We start from the raw sequence: 26,554 nt of genomic DNA, 5'->3' as shown, positions 1-26,554 counted from the left end.
TTATTCGATAACATTATACCCATTCCTCGAATTTATGCTTTGTAAAACAACAGCGATTCCCACAAAGGGGTAAGACATGACCGAGACTTCATCCGCTGGTGTGCGCTTTCGCGCTGCCGTCGCTACCGAAAAACCCCTGCAGGTCATCGGCGCGATCAATGCTTACCATGCCAAACTGGCAGAACACACGGGCTACAAGGCGCTCTATATCTCGGGCGGCGGCGTGGCGGCGGGTTCGCTCGGCTTGCCCGATCTCGGCATCTCCACCCTCGACGACGTGCTCACCGACGTGCGCCGCATTACTGACGCAACCCACCTGCCGGTTCTGGTGGATATAGATACCGGCTTCGGTGGCGCCTTCAACATCGCCCGCACCGTCAAAGCCATGATCAAGTTTGGCGCGGCCGCCGTGCATATCGAGGACCAGGTGCTGGCCAAGCGCTGCGGCCACCGGCCTGGCAAGGCAATCGTCTCACAGTCGGAGATGGTGGATCGCATCAAGGCCGCGGTGGATGCCAGAACCGACCCCGGTTTTGTCATCATGGCCCGTACCGATGCCTTGGCAGTGGAAGGATTGCAATCCGCCATCGACCGCGCCTGTGCCTGCGTCGAGGCGGGTGCGGACATGGTTTTCCCGGAAGCGATCACCGAACTTCCCATGTACAAAAAATTCTCTGATGCAGTAAAAGTACCCGTGCTCGCCAATATCACCGAATTCGGCTCGACACCGCTCTATACTGTAGAAGAGCTGGCGGGTGTGGATGTTTCCCTGGTGCTTTATCCGCTGTCCGCCTTCCGCGCCATGAACAAGGCCGCACTGAACGTCTACGAATCCATTCGCCGTGAAGGAACGCAGAAAAAGGTGCTCGACCAGATGCAGACGCGCATGGATCTGTACGAACACCTTGGCTATCATGAATACGAGCAAAAGTTGGATGAGCTGTTTTCTCAGGAAAAGAACAATTTAGCCACTAAGGTATAGAGGCACGAAGTTTTTTCGGGGTATTCAGGTTGGGTCTGTGTCTCTGTAGTTGACAGCATTTGGAGATTAAAAAATGAGCGAAGCGGATAGCACCCCAAAAAAGAAAAAATCAGTTGCCCTGTCCGGCGTAGTGGCTGGCACCACGGCCGTATGCACCGTCGGCCACAGCGGCAACGACCTGCACTACCGCGGCTACGACATCCTGGAGCTGGCAGAAATGTCCACTTTCGAGGAAGTGGCTTACCTGCTGATTCACGGTGCGCTGCCCACCCAAGCCGAACTAGACGGTTACAAGCACAAGCTGAAGTCGCTGCGTGGCCTGCCGGGACCATTGAAAACCGTGCTCGAACAAATCCCCTCTTCTGCGCATCCGATGGACGTGATGCGCACCGGATGTTCTATGCTGGGTATCCTGCTACCCGAGAACCCCGATCGCAATCTCCAGGGTGCACAAGACATCGCAGACAGTCTGGTCTCCTCATTCGGCTCGATGCTGCTGTACTGGTACCACTATTCGCACAACGGGAAACGCATCGAAGTGGAAACGGACGACGATACCGTGGCCGGCCATTTCCTTCATCTCCTGCACGGCAAGGTGCCTTCCGACCTCCAGAGCAAGGCGCTGGATATATCACTGATCCTCTATGCCGAACACGAATTCAATGCTTCCACCTTCACCGCCCGGGTCATTGCCGGCACGCTGTCCGACATCCACTCCTGCATCACCGGCGCAATAGGCGCGCTCAGAGGCCCGAAGCACGGCGGCGCCAACGAAGCAGCAATGGAGATCATCCAGCGCTACCGCAGTCCGGACGAGGCGGAGGCCGACATCCGTAGTCGCATCGCGCGCAAGGAAATCATCATCGGCTTCGGCCATCCGGTCTACACCATTGGCGATCCGCGCAACATAGCGATCAAGACCGTGTCGCGCATGTTATGCGAGGACGGTAGCAACATGAACCTGTTCAACATCTCCGACCGCATCGAATCAGTGATGTGGGAAACCAAGAAAATGTTCCCCAACCTCGACTGGTATTCGGCCTCCAGCTATCACATGATGGGCGTGCCGACCGAGATGTTCACCCCCCTGTTCGTGATCGCCCGGACTACCGGCTGGGCAGCGCATATCATCGAGCAGCGCATCGACAACAAGATCATCCGGCCGAATGCAGAATATATTGGGCCGGAGAACCGCCCTTACCTGTCCATTGAAAAAAGAGGCTAAACCCCTTAACCGCAAAGGGCGCAAAGGTTCGCGAAGGATTGCAGGATAGATTTTACTTTGTGGAACTTTGCGTCCCTCGCGGTAAAAAATTGATTTCTAGCTAAAGGAAACCGCATGTCCTCCCACACCTCCAACGTCCGTCCCGAACCCGATCAGGTTCTGGTGGATATTGCCGACTACGTCTGCGATTACGAAATCAAATCCGCTGAGGCTTACGACACCGCCCGCTACTGTTTGATGGACACCTTGGGCTGCGGCCTGGAGGCGCTCTCCTACCCGGCCTGCACCAAGCTGCTCGGGCCTATCGTGCCAGACACGGTGGTACTCAACGGCGCCAGAGTACCCGGGACACAATTCCAGTTGGATCCTGTCAAAGCCGCTTTCGATATCGGTGCCATGGTGCGCTGGCTGGATTTCAACGATACCTGGCTTGCCGCCGAATGGGGCCATCCTTCCGATAACCTTGGCGGCATCCTCGCCACCGCCGACTGGCTGTCCCGTACCAGAGTGGCGCACGGAAAATCCGCGCTGACCATGAAGAATGTGCTGACCGCCATGATCAAGGCGCATGAAATCCAGGGCGTACTGGCGCTGGAAAACAGCTTCAACCGGGTTGGACTCGATCACGTGATCCTGGTGAAAATCGCCTCCACCGCCGTCGTCACACAACTTCTGGGCGGCTCACGGGATGAGATCATCGACGCCGTATCCAACGCCTGGATCGATGGCCAAGCCCTGCGTACTTATCGCCACTCGCCCAACACCGGTCCGCGGAAATCCTGGGCGGCGGGTGATGCCACCAGCCGTGCAGTGCGCCTGGCGCTGATGACGCTCAAAGGTGAAATGGGCTACCCCTCTGCCCTCACAGCCAAGACCTGGGGTTTTTACGACGTATTATTCAAGGGCAACGCCTTCAAGTTCCAGCGCCCCTACGGCTCTTACGTGATGGAGCAGATTCTGTTCAAGATTTCTTTTCCCGCCGAGTTCCATTCCCAGACCGCGGTGGAAGCCGCCTTCCAGCTTCATGCCCAGCTGGGCGACCGGCTGGACACGCTGGAGAAGATCGCGGAGATCGACAAGATCGTCATCACCACCCACGAATCGGCGATCCGCATCATCGACAAGAAAGGCCCACTGCATAACCCGGCCGACCGCGACCACTGCATCCAGTACATGGCCGCCGTTGGCCTCCTGAAAGGCAATCTCACCGCTGCCGATTACGAGGATGCGGTTGCCGCCAACCCGCGTATCGACGCCCTGCGCGACAAGATGGAATGTGTCGAGCATCCTCAATACACCAGGGATTATCTCGACCCCGAAAAGCGCTCCATCGCCAACGCCCTGCAAATCTTCTTCAGGGACGGCACCCAGTCCGAAAACATCGCAGTCGAATACCCGATCGGCCATCGCCGCCGCCGCGCAGAAGGCATCCCCGAGCTGGTCAAAAAATTCAGGGTGAACCTGGCGCGGAGATTCCCCGCCAAGCAGTCAAGTGCGATCCTTGGGTTGTGCATGGATGCAAAGCGCCTTGAAGCAACGACGGTGAACGAATTTATGGACATGCTGGCAATCTAGTCAGTCACGTTGAATCGCACAGATGCAATACAGACAGGCCGCCTCCCCCTTTGTAAAAGGGGGATTGAGGGGGATTTGGCAGAGCAGGGTCACGCCGCCACCGTTAAATCCCCCCTACCCCCCCCTTTTCAAAGGGGGGGATCCTCCTGGTTTAACTTGACTGACTACTAGCCATCCCAGGCGCTTCCAGAACGTTTGACTATAATCACTATAGGCAAGACGGAACAGCAGGAGGCGTCATGAAAGCATTGATCATCAGCGCAGACCATTTCGAGGACACCGAACTCCTGGTGCCCTACTACCGCCTGAAGGAAGAAGGCTTCGAGGTGGATGTCGCCTCCATTTCCAGGGGAAAAATCAACGGCAAGCACGGCTACGAAGTCAGCGTAGACAAGGCACTGCGCGACGTTCATGCCAAAGACTACGACATTCTCGTTCTTCCAGGCGGCAAGGCGCCCGCAGCGCTGCGCAAGGAACTGGCCGCGCTGGAAATCGTGAAGGATTTCTTTCGCAGCAACAAGCCGGTCGCAGCCATCTGCCACGGTCCGCAGCTATTGGTTACGGCGGGCGTCATCAAGGATCGACACGCCACCTGCTACCACTCTGTCGCCGAAGAACTGAAAGAAGCCGGCGCCCTGTATGAAGACAGCGAAGTGGTGGTGGACGGCAACCTGGTCACGTCCCGCCAGCCCTCAGACCTGCCCGCTTTCATGCGGGAAACCCTCCGGATGGCATCAAAAATCGTGCATTGATCCTATCCCGCGCATTTATCTCGACACGACAACCAAGGAGAACAAAATGAAAACCCGATTCGCAGGTTTCCAACCAATCCGGCCTGACCGTCTGATTTGGGGGCAGGAGTATCGGCATGACGCCTACAAAGCCAAGCACAAACTGCCCGAACCCACGGCTTGCCCGGTATGCGGTGCCGTATATCACGAAGGACGCTGGCAATGGGCGCCCAGACCGGCTCAGGCCCACGAGGAAATGTGCCCTGCCTGCCATCGCATCCATGACGAGTTCCCGGCTGGATTTGTGACCGTGGGCGGGCAATTCTTCAAGGAACACCGGGAGGAATTGCTGCATCTGGTGAAGAACGAAGAAGCAAAGGCCAAAGCGGAGCATCCCATGGAGCGCATCGTCAAGATCGAAGACCAGGATGACGGCGCTCTGGTCACCACCACCGGAATCCATCTCGCCCGCGGCATCGGCGAAGCATTGCACCATGCCTACAAAGGCGAACTGGAATTCCACTACAACGAACAGGAAAACCTGCTGCGCGTAGTGTGGGAGCGGTAAGACACCTCAGATATGCTTGTGGCAAGCACGTAATGAACCTATGATGTTGGAATGGTATTAAGCAGAATGTATCCGTAGCCCCCCGTGTTACATGAATGGGGGGAACTGCTAATGGAGTAACTGCCTCGGCAGTCTTATCGAATAAGACATCAAGCGTATATAAAACATTATGCAAAAAGTTAATAAAGTGTATTACTTCACAACCTACAACATAATGACCGACGAGACGAAACGCATGCCACGACCAGCAACGCTTAAAGCAATTGCCGCAGCTCATGGAACAGCAATCAATGAAACGGTGCAGGAAGTAGACGTCTCTCGCTTGGATGGTTATGGATATCTTATTGCCGACAAAAGATAAGCAGCAAGCTCGAGAGCCATTCATGAGATGGTCACACGACACAACATTCAATATAAAAGGGAATATTACATGAGATTAATTATCACCTTGGCTATCGTTATACTTGTGAGCGGGTGCCAAAATCAGATGCAGCGCGAAAACAGTTCAGCAGCGGCTATCCCAAATCCTGGCGTGGCCTGCATTAACGAGCTGCCAAATAGATCAGAATTCTCGCGAATCGCTAACAAAGTATCACTTGGGACGCCAGAACAGCAGACCCTTGAAATGTTTAGCGACATGAAAAAGCCAACAGAAGAAGAAAAGACAGCGATAGCTGCATGGGTCAAAGCTAAGGCGGAATGCAACAACCTCTCGCGTCAATGGAGCGCACAAATAAAAATGCCCGCGCAATTTGTCACGATCAACGAAAGCACATTATCAAGCTTTATGATTCTGACATCTGAGCTGTATAACGGCAAATTAACTTACGGTGAATACGCTAAAGCGCGCGCTGAGCTTCGCTCTAACACACAGCAAAAATTAGCGGCAGAGACGCAAAACTCACAGCAGCAACAGTCCGCTGCGGAAGAACAGAACAAGAACCGTGCTCTGATGTATTTAATGAATCAACAAGCGCCAACGATAGCACCCATACAGATGCCCAAGCACACGAATTGTTACGTCGTCGGAAATCAGATGAATTGCACAACGCAATAACTGAAATTAGTAAGAACGACTTTTCACCAGAGCCATTCATGGTAGCAACAGAACAGCTTAATATAGTTAAGACAGCTCGCTGCATGCTTTTTCCATTAAGGATTAACAGATATGGAATACGTCATATCGAAGATCGACGCAGCAGTGGATCAGCTTGATTGGTCAATACGACTGTTCCTAGATCATCAAGCCTATGTTCCGGCCATTACGTTAGCTGGCGCAGCGGAAGGAATCATCGGTGAACCTCTATCCGATCAATCTGCATTTGCTTTGTTGAAGAAGAAGTTATCCTCCCAGTTCGGCCTTCTTGAAAATGTGGTAAACCAGTCTCATCTAAATAAGGCTAGGAACTGGCTGAAGCATTGGAAAGGGCTTAGCGACAAAGAGACGGTGTCCTTGGAGTTAGAAACCGAAGCAATCCAGTACATCGTTCGTGCTGTGGCCAGTCTAGTTGCACATGATCGTTCACTTCCGAGCGAAGCCCCTCGCTTTTTTGAGTGGCTCTCAAGCAATCGGACAGACTTGTATCAAATTACTTGCTTTAAACCTAGTGCGGAGCCAATTTGAAAAGTGAAATAGTCTCTTCCCAGTGCCCAGATTTGTCCGAACCGGCGAGCCAGCAACGTCTATTCCCCTAAGGCTTGGCCTCCTCCACCTGGGGCGCGGCTTTCTTCTCCACCTCAGGCTGCGCACGTACCGCCGGCTTAGACTCTTCCAGCACCTGGAAAAAAATCTCGTCGCGCTTGATCATGCCCAGTTCGCTGCGGGCGCGCTCCTCGATGGCGTCGTAACCCTGCTTGAGGTCGCGCACTTCGGCATCGAGAGAGGCGTTGCGCGCTCTCAGTTTCAGGTTGACTTCCTTCTGTTGCGTGGATTCGCGGTCGACCTCCCATACCCGCAGCCAACTGCCCTTCCCCAGCCACAAGGGATATTGAAGCGCGGCAATCAGTACGACGAAGATCAGGGTCAGCCAGCGCATCTCGCGACAGTTTTTAACCTAGTTGGTAAAAAGCCTCTCGACCCGCATAGCTCGCCGCGTCGCCCAGTTCTTCCTCGATCCGCAGCAGCTGGTTGTACTTGGCGATGCGTTCGGAGCGGCTGATCGAGCCGGTTTTGATCTGCATGGCGTTGGTGGCCACGGCGATGTCGGCAATGGTGGTGTCTTCGGTTTCGCCGGAGCGGTGTGAAATCACGGTGGTATAACCGGCGTGCTTGGCCATTTCGATGGCGGCGAAGGTTTCGGTCAGCGTGCCGATCTGGTTCACCTTAATCAGGACGGAATTGGCAACACCTTTGCGAATGCCTTCGCGCAGGATTTTGGTGTTGGTCACGAACAGGTCGTCCCCCACCAGCTGGATCGATTTGCCCATGCGCTCGGTCAGCATGCCCCAACCTTCCCAGTCGTTCTCGGCCATACCGTCCTCGACGCTGAGGATCGGATACTTGTCGGTCCAGGCAGCGAGATAATCGGTAAACTGGGCTGCGCTCAGCTCCAGGTTGTCAGCCTTGAGGATGTATTTGCCGTCCCTGTAGAATTCCGTGCTGGCGCAATCCAGGCCGATCACCACATCGGAACCCGGCAGGTAGCCCGCCGTTTCGATGGCTTCCATGATGAATTGCAGCGCTTCCTCGTTGGAGGAGAGGCGTGGCGCAAAGCCGCCTTCGTCGCCCACGGTAGTGGCCAGGCCGCGCTTGCCCAGGATGCTTTTAAGGGTGTGGAAGATTTCGGCGCCGCAACGCAGCGCTTCACGGAAACTGGAGCTGCCCACCGGGATGATCATGAATTCCTGTATGTCCGAGCTGTTGCTGGCGTGCGCGCCGCCGTTGATGATGTTGATCATCGGCACGGGCAGCCTCTTCGGACCTGCACCGCCCAGATAACGGTAAAGCGGCAGGCCGGATTCCTCAGCGGCGGCCTTGGCCACAGCCAGCGATACGGAGAGCAGCGCATTGGCACCCAGACGGCCTTTGTTTTCGGTGCCGTCCAGTTCGATCAGAGTGTGGTCGATAAAAGTCTGTTCTTCGGCATCCAGGCCGATGATCGCTTCGCAGATTTCGGTGTTCACATTTTCGACGGCCTTCAGCACGCCCTTGCCAAAATAGCGCTGCTTGTCGCCATCACGCAATTCAACTGCTTCCTTGCTCCCGGTAGAAGCGCCGGAGGGTACGGCAGCCCGCCCGATGATGCCGGACTCGAGCAGTACGTCGGTTTCTATGGTTGGGTTGCCGCGGGAATCCAGAATCTCTCTTGCGATTACATCTACAATTGCACTCATTATCTTTTCCTTAATATCTAGATCACAATTTATTTAATGACTTACACACTGGCCAGCGAAGACGGGTTTCAGCATTCCTGTTCGGCGAATCCTTGTTTCTTTACCAGCGCATCCAATAGTTTCAGGGTTTCCAGCAGGCCGCGCATTTTGTCCAGAGGCCAGGCATTGGGTCCGTCGGATAAGGCTTGGTCTGGATTGGGATGGGTTTCCATGAACAGGCCGGAAATTCCGCTGGCAACCGCTGCCCTGGCCAGTACCGGCACGAATTCGCGCTGCCCGCCGCTCTTGTCGCCCTGCCCGCCGGGGAGTTGCACCGAATGGGTCGCGTCGAACACGACCGGGCAACCGGTTTCACGCATGACCATCAGGGAGCGCATGTCGGAAACCAGGTTGTTGTAGCCGAACGATACGCCGCGCTCGCAAACCATGATGTTGTCCTGGCCGCTCGCCTCCCGGGCTTTGTCGACGACGTTTTTCATGTCCCAGGGGGCGAGGAACTGCCCTTTTTTGATGTTGACCGGCTTGCCCGCGCGTGCCGCCGCGTGGATAAAATCGGTCTGGCGGCACAGGAAGGCAGGGGTTTGCAGCACGTCCACCACCGCCGCAACCGGCGCGATTTCATCAATGGCATGCACGTCGGTCAGGACGGGCACCTTGATCTGACATTTAACCTCATCCAGAATCTTAAGACCTTCATCCATCCCTTTGCCGCGGAAGGACTTTGATGAGCTTCTGTTGGCCTTGTCGTAGGAGGATTTATAGATGAAATTGATACCCAGGCCAGCGCAAATCTCCTTCAGCGCACCAGCAGTATCCAGCGCCATCTGCCTGGATTCGATCACGCAGGGACCGGCGATCAGGAACAGGGGCTGATCCAGACCGACTTCAAAACCGCAAAGCTTCATTTTACTTCCTTCTGTGAGCCGCTCAGGGCATTCAGATCATGCTGCTGTATTGCCGCCTCCACGTAGGACTTGAACAGCGGATGGCCATCGCGCGGGGTGGAAGTGAATTCAGGATGGAACTGGCAGGCGACGAACCAGGGGTGGTCGGGCAGTTCGATCATTTCGCACAGGTCTTCTCCGCCAACCGACCGGCCGCTAACTCGCAAGCCTGCCTGCTCCAGCCGGGGCAGCAAGCTGTTGTTAACCTCATAACGATGGCGATGCCGCTCGGTAATCCGATCGGCGCCATAAATTTGTCGCGCCAGAGTATCGGGCTGGAGCTGGCATTCCTGGCCGCCCAGACGCATGGTTCCGCCCAGATCGGAATTGGCATCGCGCACTTCAATACTGCCATCGCGTGCGCGCCATTCGCTGATCAGCGCAACTACCGGGTACGGGGTGTCCGGCTCGAATTCGGTGCTGTGCGCACCCGCCATGCCGGCCTTGTCACGGGCATACTCGATTACTGCCAGTTGCATGCCGAGGCAAATACCCAGATACGGAACGCGCCTCTCCCTGGCAAAGCGGATCGCCGCAATCTTGCCTTCCACTCCGCGCTTGCCGAAGCCGCCCGGAACCAGAATGGCGTCCATGCCTTCCAGCGCCCCGGTGCCGCTGGTTTCGAGCGTCTCGGAATCGATGTAATGAATCTTGATCTTGCTCAAAGTGTGTATGCCGGCATGTATCAGCGACTCAGACAGAGATTTGTAGGACTCGGTCAGATCCACGTACTTGCCGACCAGGGCAATATTTACGCTGTGCTGTGGGTGCTCCAGGGAAAAGACCAGACTTTCCCACTTGCTCAGATTCGCGGGCGGCGGCGACAATTCCAGCTTCTTACAGACGATCTCGTCCAGACCCTGCTGATGGAGCAGACCGGGGATTTTATAGATGCAGTCCACATCCACGGCGGAAATAACCGCCTTTTCTTCAACGTTGGTAAACAGAGCGATCTTGCGCCGTTCGTCATCAGGCAGATGCCTGTCGGCACGGCACAGCAACACGTCGGGCTGGATACCGATTTCGCGCAGTTCCTTAACCGAATGCTGAGTCGGCTTGGTCTTGATTTCTCCCGCCGAGGCGATGTATGGCACCAGCGTGAGATGAACGTAGCAGGTGTTGTTGCGCCCCAGTTGCACACCCATCTGGCGGATGGCCTCAAGGAAGGGCAGTGACTCGATGTCGCCCACGGTGCCGCCGATTTCGATAATCGCGACTTCCGCATCTCCCGCCCCTAGACGGACGAAATTCTTGATTTCGTCGGTGATATGAGGAATCACCTGCACCGTCCCGCCCAAGTAATCGCCGCGACGCTCTTTCTTGATCACGCTTTCATATATCTGGCCGGTGGTGAAGTTGTTGCTCTTCTTCATCTTCGCCTGGGAGAAGCGCTCGTAGTGCCCAAGGTCGAGATCGGTTTCGGCGCCATCCTCGGTGACGAATACCTCGCCGTGCTGAAACGGGCTCATAGTGCCCGGATCGACGTTGATATAGGGGTCAAGCTTGAGGAGGGTAACCTTGATGCCGCGCGTTTCGAGAATAGCGGCAAGAGAGGCGGCTGCGATACCTTTACCAAGAGAGGAAACAACCCCGCCTGTGATGAAAACGAATTTGGTCATTTTGGGAGCAGAATTGGCACAAGACGGGGTCAAATTGTAGCGCAAAACGTGTTTCACATAAAGCTAAACATCCATTAAACAAGTTTCATAAAACGATTTGCAAACGCTCGGGACGTATGGCACAATAAGAACCATTCTCATTAATGTAAGTCCAAAAAGCATGGCTACCGTCAACCTGGAAACTCTCAAAGCCGGTGAAACCGCCACTATCGCTGCGGTGCACACCGATCGCGCGCTTTCCTATCGCCTTGCGGCGCTGGGCTTCCGCATCGGGAAACGCGTCGAAGTCATCCGCCATGGCCGTTTTTCCGGCCCGCTGCACGTCCGCATCGGTGCTACCGACATCATGCTGCGCAAAAAAGAGGCGCAGAAAATAGAAGTTCAAACGCTCGCCTGATGAAACGCGTCGCCCTGGTGGGCATGCCGAACACCGGCAAATCCACGTTCTTCAACCGCGCCACCGGCGCTTCGGCCCGGGTCGGCAACTGGCCGGGCATCACTGTCGACCTGCTCGGCGCCAAGCTGCTGCTTGCCGGCGAGATGGTCGAGCTGGTTGACCTGCCCGGCATCTACGACCTGCACGGCTTCTCCGACGACGAACAGGTAGTACGCCATTTCCTGGAGAACAATCCAGTCGATCTGGTAGTCATCATCCTCAACGCTACCCAGATCGAGCGCCAGCTCAGCCTTGCCCTGCAGATCAAGCAGCTGTGCCTGCCTGCCGTGCTGCTGCTGAACATGGCGGACGAAGCGAAAAAATTCGGCATCACCATCGACGCCGAAAAAATGTCGACCTCGCTGGGGATGCCCGTCGTTATGCTCAGCGCCAAATATGGCAACGGCTACCAGGACGCGCACAAGATCATTACCCAGGCCATTCAAAGCAGCATGCCGGTTCCACCCGAGAAACTGCAAGTCCTGCTGGCGGCCGACGACCAGATCGAAACCGATATGGAGGTCGTGCTCAAGCAAACCGTCCAGGTGCCGGTTCAGTTGTCGGACAATCTGACCACCCAGCTCGATCGCCTCATGCTTCACCCCTGGCTTGGGCTGCCGCTGTTCTTCCTGATCATGTATTTGCTGTTCCAGGCGATCTTTCTGCTTGGCAAACCCTTGCAGGATGGCGTCGGATGGCTGCTGGAAGCTTTCAAGCAGGGCGCTCTGGAGCCTTTGCTGGCGGGCCTGCCGGCGGCGTTGCATGGCCTGTTGATCGAGGGCATCTACAACGGCGTGGGCACCGTTGCCACTTTCGTGCCTGTCATTGTTCTATTCTTCCTGTTCATGGCGCTGGTGGAGGATAGCGGCTACCTATCGCGCGCCGCGTTCCTGATGGACGCGCTGATGGCCAAGCTGGGGCTGGACGGGCGCAGCTTCGTCATGATGCTGCTTGGCTTCGGCTGCAACGTCCCCGCGCTGATGGGTACCCGCGTAATGCGCTCGCGCAGCCTGCGTCTGCTGACCATGCTGGTGATCCCATTTTCGCTGTGTTCGGCGCGGTTGCAGGTCTTCGTCTTCATCACTGCTGCAATTTTTTCGCCCAAGGCCGCTCCGCTGGTGCTTTTCAGCCTGTACCTGTTCAGCTTCGCCGCCGCCTTCATCACCGCGCTGCTGTTCAAGAACCGCTTCCAGAACAATGAGCCGTTCATCCTCGAATTGCCGCCATACCGCTTCCCCACTCTCCGCCAGATGGTTCTGCGCGGCTGGCACGAAGTCCGCCATTTCCTCAATCGCGCCAGCAAATTCATCATCGCCGGCGTGGTGCTGGTATGGCTGCTGACGCATTTTCCCCAGAACGTGGCGCCGGGCAGTATCGATACCTGGGCCGGAACGATCGGCCATTTCATGGAACCAGTGCTCTCGCCCATCGGTATTGACCAGCACCTCGCCATCGCCCTGATTTTCGGTTTTGTCGCCAAGGAAATCGTGGTCGGATCATTGGCGGTGATCTACGGTCTCGAAGGATCGGCTCTGACCGGCATGATGGCGCAACAGCTGGATTGGGTGCAGGCTTACAGCTTCATGCTGTTCACCCTGATTTACACACCCTGCCTTTCCACCATCGCCACGATCCGCAGCGAATCGAAGAGCATGCCCTACACCTTGTTCGCCGTTGCCTTTCCCCTCGGGTTGGCGTGGCTGCTGAGCTTTGCCTTTTACCAGGCAGCCAGGGCACTAGGCTATTAGCAAGTCTGGCGGACCCGCTCGAAAAAACAGATAGCCGCCGCGGCTGCGGCATTCAGCGATTCCGCCGTCCCCGGCATGGGAATCATGACCCTGCTATCAGCCACGGCCAGCAAATTCTCCGAAATCCCCGCGCCTTCGTTGCCGATGACAAAGGCCGTCGGGCCTCTCATATCAAGGCTAAACAGGGTTTTTTCGGCATTTAAAGTCGTTGCAACCACTTGCCCCGAAAAACTCCGCGCAGCGGCCACCAGATCGCTGCTTTCATGAACAGACAAATGAAAATGGGCACCCATGCCCGCCCTGAGCACCTTGGGCGACCAAGCGTCGGCACAACCCGACGACAAATGAACCCGACCGATTCCGGCAGCGGCGGCGGATCGCAGGATAGACCCCAGGTTGCCGGGATCCTGGATATCTTCAAGCAGCACACAGCAATTGGTTTCCTCTTCAGCTGGATGCGGAATGCAGATCAACGCGACGATCCCGGTCGGCGTGTCCACGGTCGAGATGTCCCGGAATAGTTCATCGCTCAGGACGATCAGATTTTCCGGCGGCACCATATGCAGAAAATCTCGTATTTCCGGATGATCCTGTGCGGAGGCAGAAACCATGACCGCTTCAGGCAAGCCGCCTGCCTGATGATAGGCGGCGACCAGATGGATGCCATCCAGCAGGGTTTTGCCGGCCTTCTTGCGCTCTTTTGACGAAGCGGCAAGTTTCCTGACGCTTTTAAGCAGTGGATTTTCTCTTGAGGTAATCGTTTTCATGGTGGTTTTGTGGCCGGCCAGCTCCTGCTATAGTTCGCTCATCCATCTATGAAAATCGTCATCGTAACACCAGCCGCTGCCCGCGTCAGGAATGGAAACCGTAACACGGCGCAGCGCTGGGCCACCTTCTTGCGCCAACTGGGGCATCGTGTCAGCGTGCAGGTCGAGTGGAATGGCAGCCGCGCCGACCTGATGCTGGCGCTGCACGCGCGACGCAGCCACGCCTCTATCCGGCACTTTGCCGACTGCTGTCCGGATCTACCGCTGATCGTGACCCTGACCGGCACCGACCTGTATCGCGACATCAGGGACGATCCTAGCGCCCAGGAGTCCCTGCAGCTGGCCACGCGCCTGGTGGTTTTGCAGGAAATGGGGCTCAACGAGCTGGCACCGGCATTGCGGGAAAAAACCCACGTCATCTATCAATCAGCCCGGCCTGTCACACCTGAACCGCCTTCAAAAAAATACTTCGAAGTCTGTGTCATCGGCAACTTGCGCGAGGAAAAAGACCCTTTCCGCTGCGCGCTCGCATCTGCCCTGCTGCCGGAAAGTTCTGAAATCCATATTAGCCATATGGGCCGCGCCCTGAATGACGAAATGGCGCGGCAGGCGCAGGCCCAGATGGAGAGAAATCCGCGTTACCGCTGGCTGGGCGAACTGCCCCATAGTCGGATAAGAAACAGACTAGCCCGCTGCCGGCTGATGGTGATCAGTTCCATCATGGAAGGTGGCGCTAACGTGGTGTCAGAGGCGTTGGCAGCCGGTGTGCCGGTGATCGCATCGGACATACCGGGCAATATCGGTATGCTCGGTGCCGACTATGTCGGCTATTTCCCGTGCGGAAACGAGCGCGCCCTGGCCGACCTGCTGCATCATACGGAAACCTCGCCGAAATTTTACGACCTGCTCAAGGCGCAGAGCGCCAGGCGGAAACCTCTGGTTGAGCCCAAGCAAGAACTTGCCGGACTGGAACAGCTTATCGCAGCCGCATCGGCTACTTCTTCTTTGCCAGATGGGCCAAGCCCTGTGCTGCGCGCAGGCAAAGCTGCTTGAATTCGAGGTAGCGTCGCTCATCGAGCGCACCGCCGTCATGCATGCTATCCGCGTAGAACAAGCCAATCGGCTTGTCATGCAAAAAAACCGACATCGCAAAAAACTCGCCATGCCCAAGCAACTGCCTGATCCCGAAAGGGATCATCGGCTCCAGCGTATTTCGATTGCTTGCGCTGAGCCAAATTCCCTGCACCTTCTCCATTAAGCGACTGAAAAGATGCCTCGTCGTCATGTCGATCTGAAATTGGCGCAATGGCGAACCCGGCTCGGCCCCAACCACATACTTGGCCTTCAGGGCACTGCGATCCGCAGTCATCAAGGCGAACACCACGCGGTTCAATCCGATCCCTTCGTGCATCCCCTTCAGCACCAGTGCCATCATGTCGTGCAGATCCAAAGTACCGTCCAGATGCGCCGCAATCTCGGCCATGATCTGGCTCAGCACATCAGGGTGCGGCGTCAGCCTGACCTCTGATTCTTCCCTTAATTGCCGTGTTTCTTCTGCCTCGCCAGGCTCCGCTGGCCAATCGCCCGGCAGCATGGGCAGAAATGCAGCAGCCGGTGGCACGCCGTACCAGTCCCAGTGACGCGCCTCCGCCACGGCATTGCGATGCACTGTGTGCACCACTTCATCGAGATGCATGTGCAGCATCTCTGCGATCACTTCATAATTGGCAAGCAAAGCGGGATCATGCCATCCGGTTTCGGCGAGCCGCGCGACAGACGCTGCCAAAGTCACCCCCAGGATGCGCGGCTGGACAGTATTTCCGCAGTGCATGAATGCCTGCATCAGTTCAGGCAGGCGCCATGATTCCGCAATCGCAAGTTGCAGTTCACGCGCATCGAACCCGAGGATTTCTTTCTGCGCCTGTGCCAGGCTGATTTTATTGCGCTGCACCAGCTTGCGAATTTGGAGTGCCTGCTCCGGGGCATAAGACCAGAGCAGAATTTCCCCCATGTCATAGAGCAGCGCGCCGATATACACTTCCTCGGATTTCATGTCAGCTCGGCTATTCGCCCAGTCGCGCGCCTGCCAAGCGGCATGGTGGGCTCGGCTCATGACCTGCATCAGCCTTGGCAATGCACCGTCAAATGTCTGCAGGCTTTCCTCGACAGCCTTTAGATTGGAGAGACGATTAAAGAAAGGTCCGACTCCCAACATCATCACGGCATGTTCCACCGTCGTGATCTCATTGCTGAGGCGGCTGCGTGACATGCCGTTGACCAGGCGCAGCACCTTCAAAGTCAGTAGCGGATCGTGCAGCACCACATCCGCGATTTTTCCGGCAGTAATCTGCTCCACTTTTCCGGCAAGCTTGCCCAGTTCCCTGACACTGCGCTGCAACACAGGCATATCCCAGGATTTCAGCTCGTCAACCCATTCGGCCATGGTTTTCATACTGAGGTATCCATTTCTTGCCGTGCCGGAATCCGGTAAACATAAAGCCGGGAATGATGGAAGTCATCCAGGTCAACAACACTTTCCGACTCGACGTCGGGAACAGGGAATGTATTGCTGATAAAGTGGCTGCCGGATGGCATTTCCTCGCAGACCTTGCGCCAGAGTCGAGCCATCGGCACCGGGGAGAGATAGGCGTAAACCACATCCTGATCGGCGAGGCTGTGCGGCCAAAAATCACCCCATTGGAGAGAATAATTTCCTCTGGTCGTTTTTTTTCTGGCCCAACCCAGGACAAACGGTAAGGGAGCAATTTCCATCCCGGAGAACTTTCCGTCTGGATGCTGTGTATCGAGATAGTTCAGCATTCCACCCAGGCCGGCACCCAAATCCAGAAACCGGACTCCCGCTTTGGCGGGTAGCAACTTGTCAACCGCCGCCCAAGCCTTGCGGCTAGACAAGTAGAGGGGCACCTGACTACGAAACACACTCCAGTAGATAAGGAACAGCAGAACAAAGCCGGCCAGGAACCACGACGGCGCAATGCCGAACGACAGGGTCGACACTAGTGCCGAAGAAAACAGCAGATTGATGGGCAGCCACCATGATGCCAGACCGAGACGTACACCGAGGAATGCGGCAATGCCCCCCTGAATCAAGGCGGCGGCAATGGATGGGATTTCGAGCTCGAATATGGCAAACACGGGCGCCACCAGCATCAGGGCAACCAGTGTCGCAGCAACCTGTGAAAACAACGCAACCAGGGAAGGTGAAAAAGACTGGAGCCAAGCCGACACAGCATGCCGCTCTCGCTCTGGCAGGGCGGGCTTGCAGAAAAAAGTGAAATTACTGATTTTTGCCTTCGGCTGCACTGGTTTTATCTTTTTTGCCTTCGACTTCACTGGGTTTCTCTTTCGGCGCTACCTGCTGCAGAGCGGGTGTAACCTGTTCCTGGCCACTCACCTCAAGCGGCTTGCCACCGCGGCTGATGGCATCTTCCGTATCCCTGTTCAGGACGATCAGGCTGATGCGCCGATTGATTGGATTATTGGGATCCTTGTTGTCCAGCATGACTGCAGAAGAGAGGCCAACTACACGCAACATCTTGCTCTCCGCCATCCCTCCGGCAATCAGCTCGCGCCTCGATGAATTGGCCCGGTCGGCGGATAGTTCCCAGTTGCTGTAACCCTTCTCTCCTGAAGAATAAGGTGTCGCATCGGTATGGCCGGACAAGCTGACCCGGTTCGGTACTTCATTCAGCATTTTTCCGATTTCCTGCAAAATCTGTACGGTGTAGCTTTTCATGTGGGCGCCGCCCAGATCGAACATCGGACGGTTCTTCTCATCCACGATTTGAATACGCAGGCCTTCGGAGGTAATGTCGATCAGAATCTGGTCCTTGAACTGTTTCAGCATCGGGTTGGTTTCGATGGCTTTTTCTATTCTTTCCTTCAACCCCTGGAGTTTCTTCAGCTCCTGCTTTTCGAATTCCACTTTTGCGGCTGCCAAATTGATGGTTTTTTTCTCGAGCGGATCAATGGTTTTTTGCACCTGGCCATCTTTTCGAGTCAGATCCTTGCCGCCTCCCTTGATCAGGCTGGAACTGTCGCCGCTGCCACTTCCTCCCTGCAAGGCAACCTTCAAAGGGGTCTTGAAATACTCTGAAATGCCGGCAAGGTCTCCCTTGGCCGTGGACCCCAGGAGCCACATCAGCAGAAAGAACGCCATCATCGCAGTCACGAAATCAGCGTAGGCGATTTTCCATGCGCCACCATGGTGGCCATGCGCACTCTTCTTGATGCGCTTGACGATTATCGGGCGTTGCGAATCGTCGCTCATGCCGAATTTCTAACTGCTGCTGACATGCGAAAGGTCATTTCGACTTGCTTTGCTTGACGTATTCTTCCAGTTCCATGAAGGTAGGACGCTCGGTTGAATACAGCACCTTGCGCCCGAATTCTACCGCGACCTGTGGTGCGTAACCATTCAGGCTGGCCAGCAAGGTCACCTTGATTACATTGTACAATTTTGTGCTTTCGTCATGTTTCTGCTCCAGTAGTGTGGACAGCGGGCCGACGAAACCGTAAGCGAGGAGTATCCCCAGAAAGGTGCCGACCAGTGCATGAGCGATTAGGATACCCAGCTCAGCAGGTGGGATACCGACCGATTCCATGGTATGCACCACCCCCATCACCGCCGCCACGATGCCGAATGCTGGCATGCCATCGCCCAGTTTGGCGATCACCCCGGCTGGCACCGCCCCCTCATGGTGGTGAGTATCGATTTCGTTATCCATCAGGTTTTCGATTTCGAAGGCGTTGAGGTTGCCGCCCACCATGATGCGTAAATAATCGGTGATAAATTCGACGACATGGTGATCGCTGACAATTTTAGGGTATTTGGAAAACACCGGACTTTCATGCGGCGCATCGACATCGGATTCGATCGCCATCAGCCCTTCCTTGCGCACCTTGGCCAAAATTTCATAAAGCAGGGCAAATAGTTCCAGGTAAAGCGCCTTGGTGTACTTCGAACCCTTAAATATGGTTGGCAATGCCTTCAGGGTTGCTTTGATCGCCTTTCCGTTATTGCCGACAAGAAAGGCTCCTCCCGCCCCGCCACCGATCATCAACAACTCCAACGGCTGGAGCAACGCGGCGAGATGACCGCCACCCAGCGCGAAGCCGCCGAAGACGGAAGCACAAACAACCACGTAACCGATAATTACAAACATCTCGTTTACCGCTCCCAGACAAAAAACAGTTCAATCACAGGCCAGCTGGATTGCAATAATATATGACAAATTGTGTTCTTCTCAGAACACAATGCGGCTCAAGGCAGCAACGGCAATGTTGATCAACCCCAGAATCAGATTGAAGCCTATCAGCTTGCGGATTGTGGCCAGCGCATCGCCGGCTTGCTTCCATTCCTGGGCAGCAACGGCACGTACTAGTTTGCCATAGGGAATAAAATAAACGAAGCAAAAAACCAGCATCATTACCAGTCCGATTCCGAACATTGCGTGAATACTCAATGCGATGGCCTTGAATCCCCCCAGCAGCATGATCATATACAGTCCACTGAGCAGGATTAGCACCACGGATATCCACACTACAGGAAAAAAACGCTCGAACACCCTAGCCCACAATGGCAGCCGCTGAGGTGGAGCGAGCAAGTCGGCGGCAACCGGGCGCAACATCTGGTGAGCAAAGTACATGCCGCCTACCCAAATCACCACACCCAGAACATGCAAAAAGATCGCAAAAGCCATGGTTTCTCCTGTTATATCAATTTATGGGCAATCGCCAGTTTAACTGGAGCAAAGCTTCTGCGGTGAATTTCGCTTGCGCCATGACGCCGCAAAGCTTCAAGGTGCATTGCGGTCGGATAGCCTTTATGTCGGTCGAAGCCATATTGCGGATATTCCTGATGCAATCGAAGCATTTCTGCGTCCCGCGCGGTTTTGGCTAAAATGGAGGCCGCCGAAATTTCCGCCACGCTACTGTCGCCCTTGACGATAGCTCGACAGGGCATAACCAGTTTTGGGCAATGCAGGCCATCGATCAGAGCCTCCGATGGGACGGGCAGCAGCTTTTCCACTGCGCGCCGCATTGCGAGCAGGCTTGCCTGGAGGATGTTGATACTGTCAATTTCATCGGCTTCGGCTTTGGCGATGGCCCAAGCCAGAGCACGTTCCCTGATTTGTTCAGACAGGTACTCGCGCTTTTTTTCGCTCAATTTTTTCGAGTCGGCCAGCCCTGCTATCGGCCGCTCTCCATCGAGTATCACCGCAGCCGCGAAAACGGCCCCAGCCAACGGCCCACGACCTGCTTCGTCAACACCGCAAATGAGCCAGTTTGAACGTGTGCTCATTTATGTAGTCAGAAACGGCAGAATGGCGTCCACGGCTTTTTCTGCGGAATTTTGCTTGAGATCGAGATGCATCCTGGAGAAGGCGCGAGTCAACTTCTCCCTGACCGGCCCATCATTGACCAGGTTCAGCACTGCCTGGGACAAGTTTTCCGGCGTGGCCTCATCCTGCAACAGTTCCGGCACAATGAAGCGCCCTGCGAGAATGTTCGGCAACCCGACATAGGGCAGGTATTTCTTGCTCTGCATCATGCGCCAGGTCAAGGGCGACATTTTGTACGTGATCACCATCGGGCATTTCAGCAATGCCGCTTCCAGCGTCGCGGTGCCAGAGGCCACCAGCACCGCGTCTGCGGCCGTCATGGCGTCATGGGCGTGGCCGAACAATATTGTTAGCGGCAAGTCGCCGCCTCCCGCGCGATACAGTTCAGTCTCAAACATATTGCGCGTTTCACGGCTCAGCAGCGGCACCAGGAAATGCACATTTGGAGTGACGGCGGCAATCATGCGCGCAGTCTCCACAAACAGCCTGGCCATGTAATGAACTTCGCTCTGCCGACTGCCCGGCAAAAGCGCGATGACATGATCACCTAGAGGCAGCCTGAGCTGCTCACGCGCGGCAATCCGGTTGGGTTGTTCCGGCAACATATCAGCCGATGGATGACCGACATAAGTGGCCGGAACGCCCACTGCATCATAGATTTTCTTCTCGAACGGGAATAGCACCAGCATATGGGACACAGCCCGAGCGATCTTGTGAATGCGTTCACCACGCCATGCCCAGATTGACGGGCTGACGTAATGGACGGTGGGGATTCCCCTCTTCTTCAGCCTGAGTTCCAGGTCGAGATTGAAGTCAGGTGCATCCACGCCGATGAATACATCTGGCGGATTTTCCACGAAATGGCGCAGCAGTTTATGCCGAATTTTGACGATCCCCCGATAATGCCGCAGCACCTCGACATAGCCACGAACGGCCAGCTTTTCCATGGGGAACAGTGAATTTACGCCGGCAGCCAGCATTTTCGGCCCGCCGATGCCTACAAATTCGACACCTGGAACACGGTTCTTCAGCGCTTTAACCAGGTGGGCGCCCAGTAAATCACCTGATGCTTCGCCCGCGACAATTCCGACTTTCAATTGATCTAAAACCCTGTTAACGAATGATGCCGCGCGTGGAATGAGCGAGGAAATCGGTCAGAATCTGAATTTCGGGGCAGGCATGCATCTGCTCGGCCAGGGCCAGCTTCGCCTGTTCCAGGGTAAGCCCCGACTTGTATAGTGTCTTGTAGGCGCGCTTGATCGCCAATATGGCTTCGCTGGAGAACCCCCTGCGCTTCAGCCCTTCCGAGTTGATGCCATGAGGTTGTGCATCATGACCGGCCGCTGTGACATAGGGAGGAACATCCTTGAACAGGATGGTGCCCATCCCGGTGATGCTGTGCCCGCCGATATGGCAAAACTGATGAACCACGGTAAAACCGCCGAGAATGGCGTAATCTCCGACCTGCACATGACCAGCCAATTGGGCGTTGTTGGCAAAGATGGTATGGCTGCCGATCTGACAGTCATGCGCCAAGTGTACATAGGCCATGATCCAGTTGTCGTCACCCACCCGCGTCACTCCCACGTCCTGCGAAGTACCCCGGTTGAACGTGCAGAATTCACGAATCACATTACGGTCGCCAATTTCCAGGCGGGTTTCTTCTCCCTGGTACTTCTTGTCCTGCGGCATCTCTCCCAGAGACGAAAATTGGAAAATCCGGTTGTCCTTGCCGATCCGGGTATGACCATTGATCACCACATGCGGGCCGATCGATGTTCCAGCGCCGATTTCGACATGCTCGCCGATGATCGAATAGGGCCCTACGCTGACATCGGGAGCCAGTCTGGCACCCTCATGAACGATTGCTGTCGGGTGAACCATTTACAGGGCTTTCACCGTGCACATCAGCTCTGCTTCGGTCACGACGGCACCGTCGACCTTGGCACGCGCCGCGTATTTCCAGATCCCCTTGACCGACCTGGTAATCTCCACCTCGAGAGTCAGTTGATCGCCGGCAGATACCGGTTTTTTGAAGCGCGCACCGTCGATGCCGACAAAGTAATACACGGACTTGTCGTCAGGCCGGGTGCCCATGGTCTTGAACGACAGAATCGCTGCCGCCTGGGCCAGGGCTTCGATAATGAGCACGCCCGGCATCACTGGATGGTGCGGGAAATGGCCGACGAAAAAGGGCTCATTGATCGTCACGTTTTTCAGTGCCACGATACTCTTCCCCGGTTCGCACGAAACAACGCGGTCAACCAGCAAAAAAGGGTAGCGGTGCGGCAAATACTGCAATATTTCGTGGATATCCATGCTATTCAAGGCTGTTTCCTTTCCAGTTCGCTGATTTTTTTTTCCAGTTCGCTCAATTTCTCCGCCATTTTATCCAGATGGCGAAGATGAGCTGCATTCTTGAGCCAGTCCTGATGTGCGGAAAATGGCATCACGGAGGTATACGTCCCCTCTTTGGTGATCGACTTGGTAACCAAGGTACCGGCGGAAATGTTGACGCGATCAGCAATCTCGAGGTGCCCCAGAATCACCGCGCCGCCTCCCACCGTGCAGTGCTTCCCGATTTTTGCGCTGCCGGCGATCCCGACGCAACCCGCAATCGCGGTATGAGCGCCGATACGCACGTTATGCGCGACCTGAATCTGGTTATCCAGCTTGACGCCATCCTCAATAATAGTGTCGTCCAGGGCTCCCCGGTCAATCGTGGTATTGGCGCCAATTTCAACGTCATCTCCGATGACCACCCGACCGATCTGCGGAACCTTGATCCAGCGCCCTTTTTCCATGGCAATGCCAAATCCGTCAGCCCCGATCACTGCTCCCGAATGCAGGATGGCACGATTACCAATAATACAGCCATGGTAGACCACCACTTGCGGGTAAAGCAGCGAATCATCCCCGACCTCGACCCCATCACCGAGGTGACAACCGGATCCGATGACAGCGTGTTCACCGATTTCTACACCCTTTCCGATAAACGCGAATGCCCCAATTGTGGCTGAGGCTGGAATGATTGCAGTTTGATCGACTATCGCCGTTGAGTGGATACCGGGTGATTCGGCATGCCGGGGATTGAGCAATGCGGAAACCTTGGCAAAATAAGCATACGGGTTATCGCTCAAAATACGCGGCAGGTCGGTCGCATCGCGCTCCGCGACTCCCAGGATCACTGCGCCAGCCCTGCAATTTTCCAGTAGCCGGCGGTATTTCGGATTGGTGAGAAAGCTGATATGCCCGGATAGTGCAGAGGAAAGCGGCGCGACCTGATTGACCACGACATCTGCGTCGCCAATCAGCTCACCGCCAAACCGCTCGACGATAGCACCCAGCGTGTAGCCCGTACCAGTCCGAATCATGGAATCATCCGGCAGAAGGCGCCCGCTATGCGCATCGGGAAAAAAGCCTTATTTATCGGTCAAAGCCTTCAATACCCTATCGGTAATATCGATCCGCGGACTGAAATAAACCGCTTCTTCCAACACCAGATCGAACTTCTCCTTCTCGGCGATCTCCATGATCGTTTTTCTGGCACGATCATGAACGGCGCCCAGCTCCTCGTTTCGCCTCAGGTTGAGGTCTTCCCGGAATTCTCGTTGAGCACGTTGGAAATCGCGATTCAGATTGGCGAGGTCGCGCTCCTTGTTGCGTCGATCGGATTCACTGATCGTCACGCCTTCCCGCTCCAGATGAGCCTGCAGTTCCTTGGCCTGTTTCGCCATTTTTTGCAGTTCCTGCTCGCGTGCAGCGAATTCCTTCTCGAGTTTTTTCTGTGCCTTCATAGCCGGGGCTGCTTCCCGAAAAACCCGCTCGGTGTTGACGAAGCCGATCTTCATTTCGGCGGCGGATGCCCCTGCCGCAATCGGCAATAAAGTGGCGGCAATTAATACAGCAATAATCTTGTTCAACTTGATCTCCTGAAATCGCGATTAGAACGTGGAACCCAAAATAAACTGGAACCTCTCCAACCTGTCTGTTGCTTTGGAATTGAGTGGTGCGGCAATGCTGAATTTCATGGGCCCCATCGGGGACTGCCAGCTAACGGCAAGACCGGTGGAATAACGCATGTCGGCAAAGCTGATCTTGGAATATTGTCCAGCGATATCGCCATCGCCAAAAACCGATCCGGCATCAAGGAACAGGCTCATGCGCAGGGATTTGTCCTTTTTCATGCCCGGAAACGGGAACAGCACCTCTGCATTTCCCACCAGACGGCGATTGCCACCCAGCGCATTGCCATCAATGTCTTTAGGACCAAGCGAAGATGACTTGAAACCGCGCACCGAAGTATTGCCGCCGGCGAAGAAGCTTTTGAAGAAGGGCAACGGTTTGCCGCCGTAACCATTGGCGTACCCGGCTTCGCCGTTTAACATCAGGGTGAAATCCTGAATCAAAGGCCTGAGCCACTGATGCTGATAGGAAAGCTTGTAGTACTTAATGTCCCCCCCGGGTAGCCCCACCTCGGAAAATGCCCTTTGCAGGCTGCCTTTTGTCGGATAAATAATGCTGTCACGAGTATCCCTTGCCCAGCCAATATCCCCACGCAAGGTGGTATTAGTGTCGCCAAATTGATTGACATAATCCACGTAGCGTTGAGGGCTGACTCCGCCAAGTGCGGGATCGGTGTATAACTTTAATTGGGTACTCTCGACCGACAAACCGAAATTGACCGAATCCATTTCGTTTAATGGCACCCCGAAGCGCACCCCGCCGCCAATGGACTTTGAGTCGTACCGGGAAACCGACAAGGAAGATGAATTTACTTTACGCTCATAAATGTCAAAGCCGCGACTGATGCCATCGTCGGTGTAGTAAGGGTTGGTGTAGGACAGCGAATACACCGTATTGATCTTGCCGCTGTTGAACTGAGTGGAAAGATAGTTGCCGCTACCGAATACGTTAGCCTGTGAAATAGAGCCACTAAGAATGAAGCCTTCCGAACTGGAAAAACCCGCACCCGCCATGATGCTGCCAGTGGGCTTTTCCGTCACGCTGACGTTCATGTCCACCTGGTCGGTGGTGCCGGCAACAGCGGGCGTTTCAACGTTGACATCAGAAAAATATCCTAGGCGGTCAATCCGTTCGCGTGACCGGGTAACCTTATCGGCAGCGTACCAGGCACCTTCCATCTGGCGCATCTCGCGGCGAACGACTTCATCCCGCGTTTTGGTGTTGCCGGTTACGTTGATGTGGCGCACATAAACCCGCCGACCCGGATCGATGAAGAAGGTGAATTTCGCCTCCTGTTTTTCCTTGTTGAGTTCGGGGACCGCGTTGACGTTGGCAAACGCGTAGCCGTCCTTGCCGAGGCGATCACCGATCAACTTTGTACTTTCGGTCAGCTTTTCCCTTGAGAAGACATCGCCCGGCTGAATCTTGATCAGCTTGCGTAGCTCATCTTCAGGCACCAGCATTTCCCCTGCCAGCTTGACGTCAGAAACCGTGTACTTCTGGCCTTCAGTGATGTTGATGGTGATATAGATGGATTGCTTGTCAGGGGAAATGGATACCTGTGTGGAATCCAGATTGAATTCGAGATAGCCGCGGTTCAAGTAATAGGAACGTAGCGTTTCGATGTCTGCAGCCAGTTTCTGCTTGGAGTACTGATCGTTCTTGCTCCACCAGCTCATCCATCCGGGAGTGGAAAGCACGAACAGATCGAGGAGGTCCTTCTCAGGGAAAGCCTGGTTGCCGACTATGTTGATCTGCTGGATCTTCGCCACTTCGCCTTCAGTGATATTGAAGCTGATGGCAGTGCGGTTGCGCTCCAGTGGCGTGACAGTGGTGGTAATCGCAACCGCATATTTGCCGCGGCTGAGATATTGGCGTTTGAGCTCCTGCTCAGCCTTGTCCAGCAGGGATTTGTCGAAAATCCGGCCCTCGGCCAGCCCGACTTGTTTCAACCCATCCACAAGCTGCTTCTTGTCGAATTCCTTGAGTCCTACGAAATCGATTTGGGAAATCGCCGGCCGTTCCTGCACCATGACGATCAATACATCGCCTTCAACCTCCAACCGAACATCCTTGAAAAAACCGGTTCCATACAATGCCTTGATGGCCACAGCAGCTTTCTCGTCGTCCAGTTTCTCGCCCACCTTGACCGGCAGGTAGCTGAATACCGTCCCGGCCTCTGTACGCTGAATTCCCTCTACCCGAATATCCTTGATAACAAACGGCTGAAACGCCCAGGCAGAAGCACCATACAGGCTCATCAACAACATCGGCAGGAGTTTTAATTTCATTATT

28 protein-coding genes are annotated in these 26,554 nt (G+C 55.3%); 11 read left to right on the top strand and 17 right to left on the bottom strand.

Annotated features, from left to right (window positions below; genetic code table 11):
• The first annotated feature begins 76 nt into the window (after nt 1-76).
• From prpB to SCT_RS05770, 8 genes are all read left to right on the top strand, one after another.
• Nucleotides 77-982, top strand: a complete 906-nt coding sequence (gene prpB / locus SCT_RS05800; RefSeq protein ID WP_059420282.1) for a methylisocitrate lyase — start codon at nt 77-79, stop codon at nt 980-982.
• 73 nt (nt 983-1,055) lie between these two features.
• Nucleotides 1,056-2,207 (top strand): 2-methylcitrate synthase, encoded by a 1,152-nt coding sequence (gene prpC, locus SCT_RS05795; RefSeq protein WP_059420280.1) that lies wholly within the window; start codon nt 1,056-1,058, stop codon nt 2,205-2,207.
• Nucleotides 2,208-2,321: 114 nt separating this feature from the next.
• Nucleotides 2,322-3,782, top strand: a complete 1,461-nt coding sequence (locus tag SCT_RS05790) for a bifunctional 2-methylcitrate dehydratase/aconitate hydratase (protein ID WP_059420278.1) — start codon at nt 2,322-2,324, stop codon at nt 3,780-3,782.
• Between the two features lie 239 nt (nt 3,783-4,021).
• Nucleotides 4,022-4,534 (top strand): type 1 glutamine amidotransferase domain-containing protein, encoded by a 513-nt coding sequence (locus SCT_RS05785; protein ID WP_059420275.1) that lies wholly within the window; start codon nt 4,022-4,024, stop codon nt 4,532-4,534.
• A 46-nt stretch (nt 4,535-4,580) separates the two neighbouring features.
• Nucleotides 4,581-5,081: a BCAM0308 family protein gene (locus SCT_RS05780; protein WP_059420273.1), complete on the top strand. Its 501-nt coding sequence runs from the start codon at nt 4,581-4,583 to the stop codon at nt 5,079-5,081.
• Nucleotides 5,082-5,250: 169 nt separating this feature from the next.
• A complete protein-coding gene (locus tag SCT_RS17295) occupies nt 5,251-5,442 on the top strand; it encodes a hypothetical protein (RefSeq protein WP_159107885.1) in 192 nt (63 codons plus the stop codon).
• A 69-nt stretch (nt 5,443-5,511) separates the two neighbouring features.
• The gene (locus SCT_RS05775; RefSeq protein WP_059420271.1) at nt 5,512-6,138 is read left to right on the top strand and encodes a hypothetical protein; all 627 of its coding nucleotides are present in this window, start codon (nt 5,512-5,514) and stop codon (nt 6,136-6,138) included.
• Between the two features lie 111 nt (nt 6,139-6,249).
• On the top strand, nt 6,250-6,705 hold the full coding sequence (locus tag SCT_RS05770) for a hypothetical protein (RefSeq protein WP_059420269.1): 456 nt from the start codon (nt 6,250-6,252) through the stop codon (nt 6,703-6,705).
• 67 nt (nt 6,706-6,772) lie between these two features.
• On the opposite strand, the gene ftsB is transcribed toward SCT_RS05770, so the two are convergent.
• The 4 genes from ftsB to SCT_RS05750 all read right to left on the bottom strand — a co-directional run bounded on the left by ftsB (nt 6,773) and on the right by SCT_RS05750 (nt 10,977).
• Nucleotides 6,773-7,117, bottom strand: coding sequence for a cell division protein FtsB (gene ftsB, locus SCT_RS05765; protein WP_059420267.1), 345 nt, complete (start codon nt 7,115-7,117; stop codon nt 6,773-6,775).
• Between the two features lie 13 nt (nt 7,118-7,130).
• Nucleotides 7,131-8,414 (bottom strand): phosphopyruvate hydratase, encoded by a 1,284-nt coding sequence (gene eno, locus SCT_RS05760; RefSeq protein WP_059420266.1) that lies wholly within the window; start codon nt 8,412-8,414, stop codon nt 7,131-7,133.
• Between the two features lie 68 nt (nt 8,415-8,482).
• Nucleotides 8,483-9,319 carry a 3-deoxy-8-phosphooctulonate synthase gene (gene kdsA, locus SCT_RS05755; protein WP_059420265.1) on the bottom strand — a complete coding sequence of 279 codons (837 nt, stop codon included), beginning with the start codon at nt 9,317-9,319 and terminating at the stop codon, nt 8,483-8,485.
• A complete protein-coding gene (locus SCT_RS05750) occupies nt 9,316-10,977 on the bottom strand; it encodes a CTP synthase (protein ID WP_059420390.1) in 1,662 nt (553 codons plus the stop codon). Before SCT_RS05750 ends, kdsA begins: the two co-directional genes overlap by 4 nt.
• Nucleotides 10,978-11,137: 160 nt before the next feature.
• Here SCT_RS05750 and SCT_RS05745 point away from each other — a divergent pair, with 160 nt between their 5' ends.
• Both SCT_RS05745 and feoB read left to right on the top strand, forming a co-directional pair.
• Nucleotides 11,138-11,374 (top strand): FeoA family protein, encoded by a 237-nt coding sequence (locus SCT_RS05745; RefSeq protein ID WP_059420264.1) that lies wholly within the window; start codon nt 11,138-11,140, stop codon nt 11,372-11,374.
• Nucleotides 11,374-13,161 (top strand): ferrous iron transport protein B, encoded by a 1,788-nt coding sequence (gene feoB / locus SCT_RS05740; RefSeq protein ID WP_059420263.1) that lies wholly within the window; start codon nt 11,374-11,376, stop codon nt 13,159-13,161. Before SCT_RS05745 ends, feoB begins: the two co-directional genes overlap by 1 nt.
• Here the strand turns inward: feoB and SCT_RS05735 are convergent.
• Nucleotides 13,158-13,928, bottom strand: coding sequence for an RNA methyltransferase (locus SCT_RS05735; RefSeq protein ID WP_059420262.1), 771 nt, complete (start codon nt 13,926-13,928; stop codon nt 13,158-13,160). The two genes, feoB and SCT_RS05735, sit on opposite strands and share 4 nt — an antisense overlap.
• Before the next feature lie 48 nt (nt 13,929-13,976).
• On the opposite strand from SCT_RS05735, the gene senB reads away from it, so the two are divergent.
• Nucleotides 13,977-14,981 carry a selenoneine biosynthesis selenosugar synthase SenB gene (gene senB / locus SCT_RS05730; protein WP_059420257.1) on the top strand — a complete coding sequence of 335 codons (1,005 nt, stop codon included), beginning with the start codon at nt 13,977-13,979 and terminating at the stop codon, nt 14,979-14,981.
• On the opposite strand, the gene SCT_RS05725 is transcribed toward senB, so the two are convergent.
• The 12 genes from SCT_RS05725 to bamA all read right to left on the bottom strand — a co-directional run bounded on the left by SCT_RS05725 (nt 14,923) and on the right by bamA (nt 26,550).
• Complete coding sequence (locus SCT_RS05725; protein WP_059420255.1) at nt 14,923-16,380, bottom strand: HDOD domain-containing protein; 1,458 nt, start codon at nt 16,378-16,380, stop codon at nt 14,923-14,925. The genes senB and SCT_RS05725 overlap by 59 nt on opposite strands.
• Entirely contained in the window at nt 16,377-17,252 is an 876-nt protein-coding gene (locus SCT_RS05720; RefSeq protein WP_059420253.1) for a hypothetical protein, read from the bottom strand. The genes SCT_RS05725 and SCT_RS05720 overlap by 4 nt, the downstream gene beginning before the upstream one ends.
• Nucleotides 17,227-18,219 (bottom strand): flagellar motor protein MotB, encoded by a 993-nt coding sequence (motB, locus tag SCT_RS05715; protein WP_059420252.1) that lies wholly within the window; start codon nt 18,217-18,219, stop codon nt 17,227-17,229. The genes SCT_RS05720 and motB overlap by 26 nt, the downstream gene beginning before the upstream one ends.
• 34 nt (nt 18,220-18,253) lie before the next feature.
• Nucleotides 18,254-19,114 carry a flagellar motor stator protein MotA gene (motA, locus tag SCT_RS05710; RefSeq protein WP_059420247.1) on the bottom strand — a complete coding sequence of 287 codons (861 nt, stop codon included), beginning with the start codon at nt 19,112-19,114 and terminating at the stop codon, nt 18,254-18,256.
• An 81-nt stretch (nt 19,115-19,195) separates the two neighbouring features.
• Entirely contained in the window at nt 19,196-19,651 is a 456-nt protein-coding gene (locus SCT_RS05705) for a CopD family protein (protein WP_059420243.1), read from the bottom strand.
• Nucleotides 19,652-19,662: 11 nt separating this feature from the next.
• Nucleotides 19,663-20,253, bottom strand: coding sequence for a ribonuclease HII (gene rnhB / locus SCT_RS05700; RefSeq protein WP_059420241.1), 591 nt, complete (start codon nt 20,251-20,253; stop codon nt 19,663-19,665).
• The gene (lpxB, locus tag SCT_RS05695) at nt 20,254-21,390 is read right to left on the bottom strand and encodes a lipid-A-disaccharide synthase (protein WP_059420239.1); all 1,137 of its coding nucleotides are present in this window, start codon (nt 21,388-21,390) and stop codon (nt 20,254-20,256) included. It abuts the gene before it with no gap.
• A gap of 16 nt (nt 21,391-21,406) precedes the next feature.
• Complete coding sequence (gene lpxA, locus SCT_RS05690) at nt 21,407-22,177, bottom strand: acyl-ACP--UDP-N-acetylglucosamine O-acyltransferase (RefSeq protein WP_059420237.1); 771 nt, start codon at nt 22,175-22,177, stop codon at nt 21,407-21,409.
• Nucleotides 22,178-22,612, bottom strand: a complete 435-nt coding sequence (fabZ, locus tag SCT_RS05685) for a 3-hydroxyacyl-ACP dehydratase FabZ (RefSeq protein ID WP_059420235.1) — start codon at nt 22,610-22,612, stop codon at nt 22,178-22,180.
• A 5-nt stretch (nt 22,613-22,617) separates the two neighbouring features.
• Entirely contained in the window at nt 22,618-23,667 is a 1,050-nt protein-coding gene (gene lpxD, locus SCT_RS05680; protein ID WP_059420233.1) for a UDP-3-O-(3-hydroxymyristoyl)glucosamine N-acyltransferase, read from the bottom strand.
• 48 nt (nt 23,668-23,715) lie between these two features.
• A complete protein-coding gene (locus tag SCT_RS05675) occupies nt 23,716-24,216 on the bottom strand; it encodes an OmpH family outer membrane protein (protein WP_202812127.1) in 501 nt (166 codons plus the stop codon).
• Nucleotides 24,217-24,237: 21 nt separating this feature from the next.
• Entirely contained in the window at nt 24,238-26,550 is a 2,313-nt protein-coding gene (gene bamA / locus SCT_RS05670; RefSeq protein WP_059420229.1) for an outer membrane protein assembly factor BamA, read from the bottom strand.
• Nucleotides 26,551-26,554 lie beyond the last annotated feature (4 nt).

This window comes from Sulfuricella sp. T08 (genome assembly GCF_000971475.1).
Classification (GTDB): Bacteria; Pseudomonadota; Gammaproteobacteria; order Burkholderiales; family Sulfuricellaceae; genus Sulfuricella.
This window is presented reverse-complemented; position numbering and strand designations above follow the sequence as displayed.